This window comes from Paenibacillus sp. MMS20-IR301 (assembly GCF_032302195.1).
Classification (GTDB): Bacteria; Bacillota; Bacilli; order Paenibacillales; family Paenibacillaceae; genus Paenibacillus_AQ.
In genome coordinates, this window is sequence record NZ_CP135275.1 from 3,769,899 (window position 1) to 3,784,648 (window position 14,750).

Genomic DNA, 14,750 nt, shown 5'->3' on the forward strand with positions numbered 1-14,750 from the left:
AAAAAGGAAGATCGATCATTCTCGGCGGCAGGGCAGGCAGTTTATACTCATATCTGCAGGCAGAAGCATGCTTAAGGAGGAGTCCTATGAATCAGGATACGAATCAGGAAAAGCTGTATGATATCGTCATTTACGGGGGCACGGCCGCAGGGATTGCAGCAGCAGTCCAAGCAGCAATATTGGGTAAAAGCGCAGTGGTGATTGAGCCGGGCACGCGGATCGGCGGACTGACCACTGGAGGCCTGGGGGATACAGATGTGGGAATGAAGGAGGCGGTTGGCGGCTTATCCCTGGAGTTCTACCGGCGGGTAGCGCGGAAATATGGCCAGGACGGCGCCTGCTGGCTGTTCGAGCCTCATATTGCGCTTGAAGCGATGCAGGACTTAGTCCGGGAGTATAAGCTCGAGGTTGTCTGCGGGGAAAGACTTGAACTGAAGGACGGGGTGACCCGGGAAGGCTCAAGAATTACCGCGATCCGCATGGAATCGGGGACCGTCTATAGAGCCAGGATGTTTATCGACGCAACCTATGAAGGCGATCTGTTAGGCAAAGCGGGCGTGTCCTATACGGTCGGCCGGGAGCCGAACTCCATGTACGGGGAGACCTTAAACGGGATTCAGCCCGGCAGCGAGCTGAATGAGCTTCCCGCAGGCATTGACCCGTATGTCATAAAAGGGGACCCTTCGAGCGGCCTGCTCCCGCGCGTCAATCCCGGACGCGGCGGCGGCACCGGCGACGGGGACAACAAGCTTCAGGCGTATAATTTCCGTATGTGCCTGACGGACAATCCGGACAACCGCATGGAGATTGCTAAGCCGGAAGGCTACAACGAAGCCGATTATGAAATCCTGTTCCGGGCGGTTGAGCAGGGGCAGCGCTCACGGTTCTTCAAGCTCAACCGGGTCAGTGCGGATAAGACGGATTCCAATAATAACAGCGGTATTTCCACGGATTACAACGGTATGAACCACAGCTATGCAGAGGCGGATTACCGTACACGGGAACAGATATGGGAAGCCCACCGTATCTATCAGCAAGGCTACGTCTGGACCATCCAGAACCATCCGCGGGTGCCGGAGGACATCCGGGCAATCTACAGGCCGTGGGGGCTGCCGCTTGATGAATTCACTGGCAGCGGCCACTGGACCCCGCAGCTGTATATCCGGGAATCCCGGCGGATGATCAGTGATTACGTGGTGACAGAGCATGATGTCCGGCTGGACAACCCGGTGCCCGACTCTATCGGGATGGGCTCCTTCGCTATGGACTCGCACCATACCCAATACTACGTGAATGAAGACGGGCATGTAAGCACAGAGGGCGGTTTCTATGTGAGATTGGCGGCGCCTTATCCGATAAGCTACCGGGCGATTGTGCCGAAGCGGACGGAATGCACCAATCTGCTCGTCCCGGTCTGCGTATCCGCCAGCCATGCCGCTTACGGCTCCATCCGGATGGAGCCCGTATTCATGATCCTGGGGCAGTCGGCTGCCGCCGCTGCCGCGCTGGCTCTTGATGCGGACGGTATTGTTCAGAATGTGAAGTACGGGCAGCTGCAGACCGTGCTTGTTCAAGCCAAGCAGATTTTATATACAGACAATTAAGAACGGCATCAGCAGAGATTGAACCGGAAGCCGAACAGCCGCCGGTATTCTCCCGGGGGATGCCCGAACCGCTCGCGGAACATCCGGCAGAAGTGAGCGTAGCTCTGGAAGCCCGATTTGTCGGCAATCTGCTCAAGCGTCAGGCTGCTGTAGAGCACCTGCTGCTGCGCAAGCTTAAGCCGGACATCGATACAGTAGGCAAATAACGACTGGCCAAAGGCTGCTTTGAACAGATAGGAGCAGCGGGAGACACTTAATCCGGCCGAGGCCGAGATCTGCTCCAGGCTAAGCGGTTCATGGGCATGCCTGTCTATGAACTGCTTAAGCTTATAGGCAGTTTCCGCACCATTGCTGCGCTGCCCGATCCGGATTACCTGCGCAAGCGTCAGACAAAAGGCTCTCAGGAGATAATCCAGGACTCCCTCCTGGTTCTCCATGATCTTACTCTTCTCGCTGACGATATGCTTCCATAAGGTAAGGACCGTATCATCAAAGCCGATGTTCGTTTTGGCCGGCAGATTGTTGTCCTGCCACCAGGAGTCCAGCCACTCCCCGCTGCCGATCAGGAAATAATCGGAGACCGGCTGAACCTCACCCGTATCCCGGGCGGTCCGCGGCTGCACGTTTAATTCATAAGGCCGACCCTTGGGATAAATGAGCAGATCCCCCGGGATGATGGTCTCGTATTTCCCGTCCACCAGCGCGCGGCAGGTTCCTTCGGCCTGAAGCCGGAACAGGTAGAAATTCAGCCCCTCTTCGTACTTCACGGAGTGGGGCTTCGTGTGTGTATAATAATTGGCATACATGACAGTGGACCCGGGCGGATGTGAGTCTGCCACAGCTAGAATTCCTCCCGGCGGTCCGGGTGGTAGCCCGCCCTGAACTCCGACGGGGTCTGGCCGGTGATCTTCTTGAACATCTCGCTGAAGTATCTGCGTTCCTCATACCCTACTGCAGAAGCCACCTCCTGTACCTGCACCCCTTCCACCAGCAGCAGCTTGGCTTTCTGGATGCGTTCTGCAGTCACGTGCTGCGTGACCGTTACCCCGGTCACCTTCTTGAACAGGCTGGAGAAATAGCTGGCGCTTAAGTGGACATGCGCGGCACATTCACCGACGGTTATATCTTCGGATAAGCGGCCCTTGATATAGTCAATGGCTTCATAGATTACCTTCTGCCCCTCAGACAGGCTGTTCTTGCGCACCAGCCCGGCCCCCTCGGTGCACAGCTCCAGCAGCTGCCGCTGCAGCGAAGCCAGCTGCAGCCCGGCGGTTCCCTGAATGCTGCGGAACCTCTGGATCAGCGGCTGGATATCCTGGTACGGAACCAGTTCATAGAAGGTACGGATAGCGGAGGCAGCTAATTCATCGTACAGACTGAGCAGATAATCCGGGTTCTGCCGGGAGACCAGGCTCTGCAGCGTCTCGGAGATTGCCGACAGAAGGATGCCCGTCCGGCTGACATTGCCGGAGCGCAGCGCCAGCAGCAGCTCATCCTTGTATTCCAGGGACAGCGGATCCTGGCTGCCGGTCTGAATAATGTCGTCATAGCGGATGGCGGCATTGCCTTCCGTGAACAGATGATAGGACAGCGCCCGGTTGGCCTGCCGGTAGGAATCTGGCAGCTCGCTGGTCTCCGCAACCCGCCCGCCTACGCCTACAGAGACGGTGAACTTGGTGTAGCGTTCAATGTTCCGGCAGCAGCGTTCTGCGATCTCGACTGCACTGACCGGGCCGCAGTCATTCATAACCGCCAGGTAGCGGTTATGCCTGGCACGGAAGACAGCGCACCGGGTATGCTCGGCAATCGTCTCCTGCGTAATATTCAGCAGCGAGAAGCGGATCAGCTCCACTTCCCGGATGGACAGCTCGGCAGCCCGCTCCTGAAAATGATCAATCTCAATCAGCATCACCACAAACCCCTGCGGATTCAGATCAATATTCAGGAATTCCCAGCGTGCCGCCGCCTGCTCCCATGCCGTGCGGTGGCTGACCAGCAGTGCGAAGTATTCCTGCCGCAGCACCGGCAGGCTCTCCCGCAGTCTTGTCTCCATCTCCCGCAGCGTAAACAGCTTCGAGCGTTCCTCCATAATCTCCGCTTTGGCCCGCAGTACCGCCTTCATAATATCCTCTTCTGTAAACGGCTTGACGACGAAGTCGAAGGCGCCAAGCTGTACAGCCTGCTGCGCATATTCGAAATCAGCATACCCGCTGATCAGAATCACTTTGCAGCCGCGGTGGCATTCCAGCACGGCGCGCAGCATGCTCAGCCCGTCCATCCGGGGCATCCGGATATCCGTAATAACCAGATCGGGAAGCAGCTCCGAGATCATCTCCAGCCCTTCCTCCCCGTTGGCGGCCGCCCCCGCCACGCGGATGCCCTGCTCCGCCCAATTCATGCTGGTGAGGCCTTCGACAACGCTTTTGATATCGTCAATAATGCACAGGCTGATTACACCATTATCATCCATGCTGATGCTCCTCTCTTTTGGGTAAGGCTATAATTACCGCTGTTCCCCCGCCCGGCCGGCTGTCCACCCGGAATTCCGCACTGTCCCCGTAATACAGCTGCAGCCTCCGGAGCAGATTCGACACGGCGTAGCCGTTCTCTGATTCCCGCCGGAACAGTGTGCGGACCTGCTCCTCCCCCATGCCGGTCCCGTTGTCACGGACAATCAGGCGCCAGCATGCCCCCTCGTCCAGAATCTCAATCTCAATGATTCCCCCGCGCTCCAGATCGCGGAAGCCATGCAGTATACTGTTCTCCACGAGCGGCTGAAGCAGAATCCGCGGAATCGGCAGCCGGTTCAGCCCTTCGTCCTCCACATAAATATCATACCGGAACAGCCCCTCATAGCAGCTGCTCTGCAGCTCCAGATACTGGCGCACATGCTCCAGTTCCTTCGACAGGGTGGTGATTTCCCGGCCCTTATTCAGCCCCAGCTGAAACAGCCGGGACAGCGCCACCACCATCCGCTGCGACTCCTCCACTTTTCCGAGCTTAAGCTTCCAGTAGATTGTATTCAGAGTATTGTACAGAAAATGGGGGTCCATCTGCGCCGACAGCGCCTTAATCTCCGCCGCCCGCTTGTTCGCCTCCGCCTCGGTAACTTCCCCGATCAGCACCACAATCTGCTCCAGCATCCGGTTGAAGCGCATACCGACCTGAGCCAGCTCGTCTCCGCTGCTGCTCTCGAACCTGGCGCTCAGATCATTGCTCTCAACTCTTTTCATTACCTTCATCAGCCCTTGCAGCGGTCTGAGCAGATAGCGGGTAAATGCGCCGGATACCATCATCGTAACGGTAAAAGCGGCAAGAGCCACCGCCACCAGCATCCATTTGACATAGATCATATCCTTCAGCACGCCCGCCTTGGACTGAATCGTGGTCATCGTCCAGTCAGCGATCCCCAGGTGGGCATAATTGAGCAGATAGGATTCCCCGCCCAGCAGAAAGGTGTTGCTGCGGTCCTGGCTGCTGCTGATCATCCCGTTCAGATTACCGCCTTCCACCGCCTGGCGGACCAGCGGGTCCTTGAGCGAATACACCGGCTGGCCGGCAGCGTTCAGCAGGAAGCTGCGCGCCCCGCCGCCGGTATCTCCGCTCACCAGCTTGCGGAAGCCGTCCTCACGGATATTCACAATGATATAGACACCGCTGACCGGCGTATCAAAGATAGGCTCCAGGATAAGCGAGAGGACACGATCCTTTCCGGAGAACAGCATATCCTCATGCCCTTCAACCCACAGGTTCTTCTTCTCCTTGTCAATCCGCTGATATAAAAAAGTATCCTTGAACTCAGTCAGCCGGTTGCGGTTCATCGACGAAGGGTAGAACTCCCCGATCGGCGTGGACACGTAAATACTGTGAATCAGCGGCTCGGCAATACGCGCCTGTGAGAAAACGTTATCAAGATCATTCAGGTGGGTGTAATATTTGCCCGTGTCGCCGGAGACAACGTCCTTCATCATGTCGTGAAAAGGCTGGCTGATCATGAAGGTCATCATAATCAGCATCAGCTTGTTCAGCTTCTCATCGATAATCTGCGCTGATTTGACGACGGTATCCTGGGTAAGCTTCAACGCATTCTTCTCCAGAATCGCCGCCGAGATGGAGTAGGACAGCCCCCCGGTCATCAGTACAGAGAGGACAATCACGGCCATGAATGCGTTTTTTAATTTGCTGCGGAATGACTGCTTGTGGAAATAGTCCAATACCTTCACGCCTTCCATATATACCTGTTCCCCGATTATGTCACCCGGAGCTGCGGCCTCGCAATATGCGGCGCAAGAAATAGTGAACTTACCGTATGCCGGGAATGGTTTTACCGTATGTACATGTACAGGGGGATAACGCACGCAAGCTGGAATCATTGTCAAGAGAATGGACAGCCGCGCAGCGGTTTATTGATTAATGGCCTGGCGTTACGGACCGGAGAGGCGTTAAGCCTGCGGAATGAAGTAGACTAATAGGTGGACACGGCAAACCCAACCCATGGATAATAGAATAAATGCCAGAAGAGGTGAACGCCGTGTCAGAACGGAAGCGATATAACCGAAAGTTTAAAGAAGAAACGGTAAAGTACATCCAAGAACAACGGAAGTCCATGGATGAGATTGCCCTCGAGCTCAATATTCCAAAAGGAACACTGAAAGGTTGGATGAGCACGTACCGTCAGTTCCCCGATGAACCGTTTGTAGGCAGTGGCCGGCTGCGTAGCCAAGAACAACAGATTGTGGACCTCGAGCAAAAGAATAAGGATCTGGAAGAGGAGATCGCCATCTTAAAAAAAGCCATGCACATCTTCAGCAAAGACCGGAGCTAGGGTTTCAGTTTATTGAGGAACACCGTTCCATGTTCCGGATTGAGAAGATGTGCAGCGTACTTGGCGTCTCCCGCAGCGGCTACTATAAATGGCGAAAGACCCCTCCCAGTGACCGAAAGAAACGACAGGAGCAGTTGGTGAAGCGCATTGAGTACCACTTTTACGATAACGATAAAATCTATGGCAGTCCGAAAATCACCAAAAAGCTGCAAGAAGAAGGGTTTACGGTGGGTGAAAAAACCGTAGGCCGACTCATGCGGGCGCATAAGTTCCGTTCCGAAGCCATGAGAAAATTCAATGTCCAGACGACGGATTCCAACCATGATTTCCCGATTGCCCCCAACTGGCTAAACCAGCATTTTGATGTGTGTACCCAACCGAACCAGGTATGGGTAACGGATATTACCTACATCCGAACACGCCAAGGCACGGTCTATTTGGCAAGCGTATTAGACTTATTTACGCGTAAGATTGTAGGCTGGAAGCTAGGGAACCGGATGAAAGTGGAACTGGTATCTGGCGCGCTAGCGAGGGCCTACGAGGCTCAGCAGCCGGGGAAGGGACTGATCCACCATTCAGACCGGGGAAGCCAGTACGCCTCTGCAGACTACCGGAAAAAGCTGAAAGAGTACCATATGATTCGTAGCATGAGCCGCCGTGGAAACTGCTACGACAATGCTTGCATTGAATCGTTCCACAGCATTCTGAAACGGGAACTCATTTACCGCAGAAAGTTTGAGACGCAAAAAGAAGCTGAACACCAACTGTTTCAATACATTGAGTTCTTTTACAACCGGAAGCGAATCCACAGTAAACTGGGATACCTGTCTCCGGATCGCTTCGAATCCCTATACTACCGTAATCTAAAACTTGCAAAATGACCTGTTTTTCCGTGTCCACTCTATTGACAGAAGTACAGAAAAGCGCCTGAGCGCCGGGCTAACGGACCTGAGCGCCGTTATTTCGCTGGAAAAGCGGAGAATACACATGAAAAGTGGCGGATAAGGGCCGTGGTGTCCGTAGCCCCGCTAAGCGGGCCGATAACAGGTGGATAAGGACCGTGAGGTCCGTTAAGGATCATTGCAAACCCTATTACCTTCATGAGCAGCCAAAAAGCCTGTCTGATTCCGGAAACCTCCCGGGTTCAAACAGGCTCTATTGCTTAACCTTCCAGTATCCCGCTCTGCATAACGACGCTCAGCCACTGTGCAGCAATCAGATCATGGCCGGCCGCCGTCGGATGGACACCGTCCCAGACCCAGTAGACATCATCTGTTCTCAGCGCAGCCGCCTCAAATGCGGCCTGAAGCGGCACAAACACCGCATGGAATTCCTCCGCAAGGCTGCGGACGATTCTCTGGTAATGCTCCAGAAGCTTCTGCCATTCCGCCCAGTTCTCCGCCGGTGCCCCCACCTTCATAAGGAAAGGCTCGCACAGCACAAGCTTGGCCTGCGGCAGCCTCTCGCGGGTCTCCTCCAGCACATGGCGGTAAGCGCGTTCGAAACGGTCCGTGATGCCGCCCGGATCGCCCATCATCGTTCTCCAGATATCGTTGGCTCCAACCAGAATACTGAGCACATCCGGCTGCAGATAGAGGACATCCTCATTCCAGCGGGCGTAGAGATCAGAGATTCTGTCCCCGCTTACACCACGGTTGTAGAATACCGGCCGCTGCTCAGCCAGCTCGTTAGCCAGCCTGCTGCCGATGATATAGGCATAGCCATGCCCGAGAATATGGTTAAGATCGTTCCCGCGGTCACGGTTGCCGTCGGTAATGGAATCCCCCTGAAACAGAAATACCTTGTTATTTCCGGATAATGATATGGACATAAGAACTCACCTTCCGCTTTTAAATGGGCTGAATCTATTATAACAAGAATGCCGTTCCGCGATACCCTTACCGCTTCAGGAAGTCACCATTATGCTATAAAGATCAAACCTCCGGTCATACTCTTCCCGGCGCAGACATGCTACTATAGTTTTGAATACTGCAGCTATTGTACATATAACCCGATTCATAATATCACTCTGCGGAAGGATCTGAGATGAAGATGAAATACAGAAGACTGGGGAACACGGGGCTGAAGGTCAGTGAAATCGGCCTCGGCAGCTGGCTTACTTACGGCACGGCAGCAGAACAGAAGGCGGCGGATGCCTGTGTCGCCAAGGCTTTTGAATGCGGTATCAACTTCTTTGATACGGCCAATGCGTATAACCGCGGTGAAGGCGAAAAAGCCATCGGAGCCGCCCTCCGCTCCTATAAGCGTTCGGATTATGTGCTCAGCACCAAGGTGTTCTTCCCGATGGGCGAGGGTGTGAACGACCGCGGACTGTCCCGCAAACACATCATGGAGCAGTGCGAAGCCAGCTTGCGGCGGCTGGGCACGGACTACATCGATGTGTATTTCTGTCACCGCTTTGACCCGGAGACCCCTGTGGAAGAAACGCTGCGCGCGCTGGATGATCTGACCGCACAGGGGAAAATCCTCTATTCGGCGGTCAGTGAATGGTCGGCAGCCCAGATCGCACAGGCGGCCGGAATCAGCCGCAGGCTGAATCTGCGGCCGCTTGCCGCGAACCAGCCGATCTACAACATGTTCGAGCGGTATATCGAGCAGGAAGTGCTTGCGGTCTCGTCACAAGAAGGACTGGGACAGGTAGTCTTCTCCCCGCTGGCGCAAGGCATACTGACAGGCAAATACAAGCCTGGACAACAGCCGCCGGCCGGTACGCGCGGAGCCGATGATTCAGTGAACGGCGTAATCCGCAGCTATCTGCGGGATGATGTGCTGGATGTTGTTGCCCGGCTGGACAGCATCGCCGGAGAGCTCGGGCTGAAGCTGTCCCAGCTGGCGCTGGCCTGGATTCTCCGCCAGCCTGGAGTGAGCTCCGCACTGATCGGGGCCAGCAGACCGGAGCAGGTCGAAGAGAATGCCCTCGCCGTCAACACGGTGCTTCAGCCGGATGTGCTGCAGGCTATCGAAGACATCCTGGTTGAGGTTGCAGATTTCGCGCCGGCCAGATAGCAGGCTTCTGCCTTGCAGCTGTTGCCCCTGCCGGGCGCACCACAACAATAAAGAGCACCCTCCGGATTTTTCGGAGCGGTGCTCTTTGTCGTGATGCGGAAGACAGGGCCAGCTCATAATCATACGGCCTGTGCCTGCTCTGCTTTACAGCCTGCCTGCCGCTCTGGCCTGCCTGCCGGCATAGGAGCGCTGCAATCTGTTGATCAGCTGCTTGTAATATTCCTGATCAGCAGCTGAGGCAGCCCCGCGGTATTCCTCGAACAGGCGCACGGAGCGGAGTACGGAGTCTTCCGTTTCCAGCACTGCCGCTGCCTCCAGGCTGTGAAATAATGAAGCCACTCCCTGCTCCTGCCGGTCAGTAGTGAAGTAATATAAGGCCAGCTCATAGAGCAGGGCCGGATATTTCGCCGTGTCAGCTGCAGCTGACACCGGCTGCTGCTCCTCTCCGGCCAGCCGCAGGCGCTCCAGCTGCGGCTGGAACCGGGTAAGCAGCTCATCGATTCTCCAACGGAACCGGTTAGCCGCTTCAACCAGCCGGAGCATTCCGGTAAGCAGCCCCAATTCGGCTGTTCCGATATATTCCACATAAGCGGGCAGCAGCTCCTGCCCTCCGCACAACAGACGGAGCATACAGGCTTCAATCTCTCCGCGTCTAGCGAACTGCTCCCGGATCTCGCGGACTGCAGCTGAATCTTCCGTAATCCAGCCCATCTCCGAATAACGGGATACATAATACAGCGCCTGCTCATATTCACCTTGTTCTATACAGACCACAGACTGCAGCCAGTGGGCATACAAAATGTAATAGCACAGCGGTCTGAGCGGCTTCTTCCGTTCTTCCTGCCTTCTGGGCACATGCTGCATATTCTCATATTGGATAGCCGCCTTATGGTACAGCTCCTCAGACAGCAGCCGGATTTTATCCCAGTGCTGCAAAGAAAGATAGATCTCCGCCAGCCCCTGCAGGGCATCTAATTGATCACTCTCATCCAGCCGTTCAACGAAATATTCGAACCGGGTGGCCGCCCGGAAATCCGCCTCCGGATCTGAACCCGTTCTGATTGTGAACAGACGGTACTGGCACAAGGCCAGCCGTTCCGAATGCTGATACTTCTCACTGTCGGCCACGCCTTCATATAATAGGGCAGCAGCTTGTAATTTACCTTGCCGGTAGAACTCCTCCGCAGTCTCAAAGAGCACCGGAGCATATGTAATATTGTCCATAATTATCTGTACGACCTGCCGGATGCATTCCAGCTTGTCCAGCTCGGCACACCGTTGCAGGAACGGCCCCAGGCGGCGCCAGTCCGGTGTGGAATGAACAACACATTCATCTATATACAGCTCGTAGAAGGCGCCTTCAGGGAGCCCCATTCCGGAGGTGATCCGGTCAAGCTGCTGCATGGCAATGGGACGGTTGCCGTTAATAATGCTGCTGAGCGTTCCGGAGTTGACGCCGGATATCCCCGCAAATTGATTGATCGTCTTACCCTCTCTTTTCAGGAAGGCAGCCAGTTCGGCCTGAATTGTAGTCTTGTGTTGCAAACCAATACCGCCCCTCAAGATCCATAAATTCTAATAATAATCCAGATATTCCTATATCATAAGTCCCTGAATCTGGGAGGTCAATCAGCTTTGAACGGTTCAAAACAGGTTGACAAAAGCGGAATAAATGTTATATATCCCCAGTTCAGTTCCTGCTGGAGGCGGCCACAAACTTTTTTGCAACATTTCCTGAAAATATTCGTTTATAGGAGTACACACACGTTTGAGAAGTATCCGGCAGGGTATATAGGAGTAAGGGCTTATGCCGTGTCAATTTATGTCAAGGGGGAAATTACACAATGCTGAAGAACAAAAATGTCTATCTGTTTCCTTTACTGGTCCTGTTATTCCTCTCCCTTGTGACAACGGCAAGCACGACTATGAAGACTGCAAATGCAGAGAGCAGCGAAGGCACCACGCATCTCACGGTTTACATACACGCTCTTGAAACGCTGAACGGCCACACCACGCTTACCGGGGATGAGATTGCATGGTATGAGGGCGCTGCTGCCGATGCGGTCTTTGCAGAGCGCGAGCCGGAAGCGGCAGCCGAGATCGGCGGGGCACCGGACGGTTACTATATTGTGAATGACAGCGATTCGCTGGCTGCTTACCCTGTAGCCCCTGATGCCAAAGTCACTATGCAAATCTACGACCACACCGGGAACCTTGAGGAGCTTGATATCCGCTGGAACGAAGCGCTCACCCTGAAGCAGTTCATCCATGAATTTGCCAAGACTGATGTGTTTGACCTGAGCCAGTCTCCCTACCACCTTACCATCCAAAACGGCGAAATCGTATCGATTGTGCAGCAGTATACGCCCTGAGCAGGCACCAGCTCTTAACTTCATACCTTATGTCCTTCATAACCACAGTCCGCTTCTGTAAGAAGCCGCTGTGGTTTTTTTGAGGATTTATATGTTTTGGGGTCCCCGCAAAGTACCTGAGTCATCTTCTGTGCCAAAGCTCCACTTTGTGGGGGTATTTTGCTGACTTTTTCACACATATTCGAACCTATCACTATTTACCCTTGAAGCCTTTAAATATAAGCTTATTCATAGAGAGAACAGCCTGCTTCAACACTATAGAACCCCTAGAAATGGAGATAAAAAAGTGACAATTACACCCCGCCCGCAGCATACTGCACATACTCAGGCTAACCTGCTGTACCAGGAATTCCGCATGGACCAGGTTGCCATGTCCGATCCTTATATCATGAACGGCTTCGCCAAAGAGATTAACTATCTTACCAGCTTTGACCCTGACCGGCTGCTGGCCGGCTTCCGTGAGAACAGAGGACTGCCGAAGAAGGCCGAGAAATATCCGGGCTGGGAGAATACCGAGATCCGCGGGCATACCCTGGGACATTATCTCTCTGCACTGGCTCAGGCTTATACCGGCACACGGGCTGATGAGCTTGCACTCAGGCTGAAATACCTGCTGGGCGAGCTGGCCTTATGCCAGCATGACAGCGGTTACCTGTCCGCCTTTGATGAGCAGCTGTTTGATAATATCGAGAATAAGCAGCCGGCCTGGGTCCCCTGGTACACCATGCACAAGATTATCGCCGGACTTGTTGCTGTCTATACCGCTACCGGCAATGAGACTGCCTTTACAGTGGTGAACAAGCTGGGAGACTGGGTATACAGCCGCACTTCTTCCTGGTCAGCCGAGACTCAGGCAACCGTGCTCGCGGTGGAATACGGCGGAATGAATGACTGCCTCTACGAGCTGTACAAAATCAGCGGTAACGAAAATCACTTAAGCGCCGCCCACAGCTTTGATGAGCTGACACTGTTCACACCGGTTCATGACGGCAGGGATATTCTCAAAGGCAAGCATGCCAACACCACCATTCCTAAGTTCCTCGGGGCGCTGAACCGCTACCGGACACTCGGGGACAGCGAAGTATTCTATCTGGAAGCTGCCCGGCAGTTCTGGGATATGGTTGTCCGCCATCACAGCTACATTACCGGAGGCAACAGCGAATGGGAGCATTTCGGTGATCCGGATATGCTGGACCGGGAACGCTCTAACTTCACGGCGGAAACCTGCAATACCTATAACATGCTGAAGCTGACACGTGAATTGTTCAAAATCACCGGAGACGCCAAATATGCCGACTTCTATGAGAATACGTTCCTGAATGCGATCTTATCCTCACAGCACCCGCATACCGGCATGACCATGTACTTCCAGCCGATGGCAACGGGATATTTCAAAGTGTACAGCTCACCGTTTGAACATTTCTGGTGCTGCACGGGTACTGGCATGGAGAGCTTCACCAAGCTGAACGACAGCATCTACTTCTACGATGCGGCCAGTATTGTGGTTAACCAATACTTCAGCTCCACCCTGCATTCGGCAGATCATGGAGTGAAGCTGAGCCTGTCGGCCAATCTGACGTACAGCGATACCGTTACTATCACCGTATCTGCCCTGCAGCCCCAGTCTGCCCCGCTGGCCCTGAAGCTGCGCCTTCCGGACTGGCTGGCAGCAGAGCCGGCAATTCTCCTGAACGGTGAATCTGTACATGCAGCAGTCCACGGGCAATATGCCGTAATCAGCAGAGTCTGGGCAGACGGCGACACCCTGCAGCTGCAGCTGCCGATGAAGCTGGCTTACTACAATCTGCCGGATGCCCGCCATGTCGTCGCCTTCAAGTACGGGCCTGTCGTACTCAGTGCGGCGCTGGGCCGCAGCGATCTGGCCGAATCAGCAACAGGGGTTGCTGTCAGCGTGCCGACCCGGAATATGCTGGTGAAGGATTTCATCACCATCGCAGAGGGAGATCCGGAAGCATGGCTGGAGCAGCTCGCTGACCGGAGTGTCCGGCTGGAGCAGGATGAGCTGGCCTTCGCCCTGCGGGGTACGGATGAGGACAGACGGCTGGTGTTCACGCCGCATTACAAGCAGCACAGCGAGCGCTATGGCATCTATTGGCGGCTGGTGGAAGCTGATTCGGCCGAGCTGCAGCAGCATATTCTGCAGGGCAAGCAGCAGCAGCGGGTGCAGGACGCCACTCTTGACAGCCTGCCGGTCGGCAATGATCAATATGAGCTGGAGCATGGAATTGAGGGAGAGAATACGTCGGTTGCGACCTGGGACGGCTACAATATCCGCAAAGCGGAGAACGGCGGCTGGTTCAGCTACCGGCTGAAGGTGGCACCGCAGACTGATAATTTCCTCTCGGTTACCTATTTCTCCGGCAGCAACGGCAAAGAAATTGCGATTTATGTGGACGGAGAGCTGCTGGCCAGCGAAATCCTTCATACCGATCAGCCGCGTAGCTTCTACAACCGGAGCTATCTTATTCCGGCAGCAAGCATTGGCAGCAAGACGGAAGCAGAAGTTAAATTCGTCATTCCGGGACAGGAGAACGGGATCTTCGATCTGCTGCGCATGATGACCGGATACGATCAGGATGCAGGACTGCAGGAGCTCAGCTTTAGTGAAGGAACCCTCTCGGCTCCGTTCAAGAGCAGTGCAACTGCCTACTCCCTGACTGTTCCGCAGGCATCCGGCAGTGTGCAGCTGAACGTTGCGCCTGCACACAAAAACGCCCTGGTCTACGTAAACGGAACGCTGATCGAGGATTCACTCCCGCGTGAAATCAAGCTGCCGGAGACAGGCGGCACGGAGCTGACGCTTACCGTCAAGGCGGAGGATCATGTAACGGAACAGGAATACACGGTTACACTAATCAAGGAATAGAGGCTGCGCACATCCGGCTCACGGTAATCCGGCCA

At 54.8% G+C, this 14,750-nt stretch carries 11 protein-coding genes; 6 read left to right on the forward strand and 5 right to left on the reverse strand.

All coding sequences use genetic code 11. The features are described 5' to 3' along the window. Positions 1–86 precede the first annotated feature (86 nt). Positions 87–1,604: an FAD-dependent oxidoreductase gene (locus LOS79_RS16260; protein WP_315421743.1), complete on the forward strand. Its 1,518-nt coding sequence runs from the start codon at positions 87–89 to the stop codon at positions 1,602–1,604. Between the two features lie 8 nt (positions 1,605–1,612). Here the strand turns inward: LOS79_RS16260 and LOS79_RS16265 are convergent, their stop codons facing one another. From LOS79_RS16265 to LOS79_RS16275, 3 genes are read right to left on the reverse strand one after another with little or no spacing between them, the layout of a single operon-like run. Beyond that, on the reverse strand, positions 1,613–2,443 hold the full coding sequence (locus LOS79_RS16265) for a helix-turn-helix domain-containing protein (protein WP_315421745.1): 831 nt from the start codon (positions 2,441–2,443) through the stop codon (positions 1,613–1,615). A gap of 2 nt (positions 2,444–2,445) precedes the next feature. Beyond that, entirely contained in the window at positions 2,446–4,074 is a 1,629-nt protein-coding gene (locus LOS79_RS16270) for a response regulator (RefSeq protein WP_315421747.1), read from the reverse strand. Continuing rightward, on the reverse strand, positions 4,067–5,827 hold the full coding sequence (locus LOS79_RS16275) for a cache domain-containing sensor histidine kinase (protein ID WP_315421750.1): 1,761 nt from the start codon (positions 5,825–5,827) through the stop codon (positions 4,067–4,069). Before LOS79_RS16275 ends, LOS79_RS16270 begins: the two co-directional genes overlap by 8 nt. 287 nt (positions 5,828–6,114) lie before the next feature. Between LOS79_RS16275 and LOS79_RS16280 the strand changes: the two genes are divergently transcribed. Together LOS79_RS16280 and LOS79_RS16285 are read left to right on the forward strand one after the other, a co-directional pair. Beyond that, the gene (locus tag LOS79_RS16280; protein WP_315414133.1) at positions 6,115–6,429 is read left to right on the forward strand and encodes a transposase; all 315 of its coding nucleotides are present in this window, start codon (positions 6,115–6,117) and stop codon (positions 6,427–6,429) included. Positions 6,430–6,440: 11 nt separating this feature from the next. Beyond that, positions 6,441–7,310, forward strand: coding sequence for an IS3 family transposase (locus tag LOS79_RS16285; protein ID WP_315422104.1), 870 nt, complete (start codon positions 6,441–6,443; stop codon positions 7,308–7,310). Between the two features lie 281 nt (positions 7,311–7,591). On the opposite strand, the gene LOS79_RS16290 is transcribed toward LOS79_RS16285, so the two are convergent. Further along, positions 7,592–8,260 carry an SGNH/GDSL hydrolase family protein gene (locus LOS79_RS16290; RefSeq protein WP_315421753.1) on the reverse strand — a complete coding sequence of 223 codons (669 nt, stop codon included), beginning with the start codon at positions 8,258–8,260 and terminating at the stop codon, positions 7,592–7,594. A 221-nt stretch (positions 8,261–8,481) separates the two neighbouring features. Here LOS79_RS16290 and LOS79_RS16295 point away from each other — a divergent pair, with 221 nt between their 5' ends. Beyond that, a complete protein-coding gene (locus LOS79_RS16295; RefSeq protein WP_315421756.1) occupies positions 8,482–9,456 on the forward strand; it encodes an aldo/keto reductase family protein in 975 nt (324 codons plus the stop codon). A gap of 144 nt (positions 9,457–9,600) precedes the next feature. Here the strand turns inward: LOS79_RS16295 and LOS79_RS16300 are convergent, their stop codons facing one another. After that, on the reverse strand, positions 9,601–11,001 hold the full coding sequence (locus tag LOS79_RS16300; RefSeq protein WP_315421759.1) for a helix-turn-helix domain-containing protein: 1,401 nt from the start codon (positions 10,999–11,001) through the stop codon (positions 9,601–9,603). Positions 11,002–11,300: 299 nt separating this feature from the next. Here LOS79_RS16300 and LOS79_RS16305 point away from each other — a divergent pair, with 299 nt between their 5' ends. Next, positions 11,301–11,828, forward strand: coding sequence for a hypothetical protein (locus tag LOS79_RS16305; protein WP_315421761.1), 528 nt, complete (start codon positions 11,301–11,303; stop codon positions 11,826–11,828). Positions 11,829–12,114: 286 nt separating this feature from the next. Then, on the forward strand, positions 12,115–14,715 hold the full coding sequence (locus tag LOS79_RS16310) for a beta-L-arabinofuranosidase domain-containing protein (RefSeq protein ID WP_315421763.1): 2,601 nt from the start codon (positions 12,115–12,117) through the stop codon (positions 14,713–14,715). The last annotated feature ends 35 nt before the right edge of the window (positions 14,716–14,750 follow it).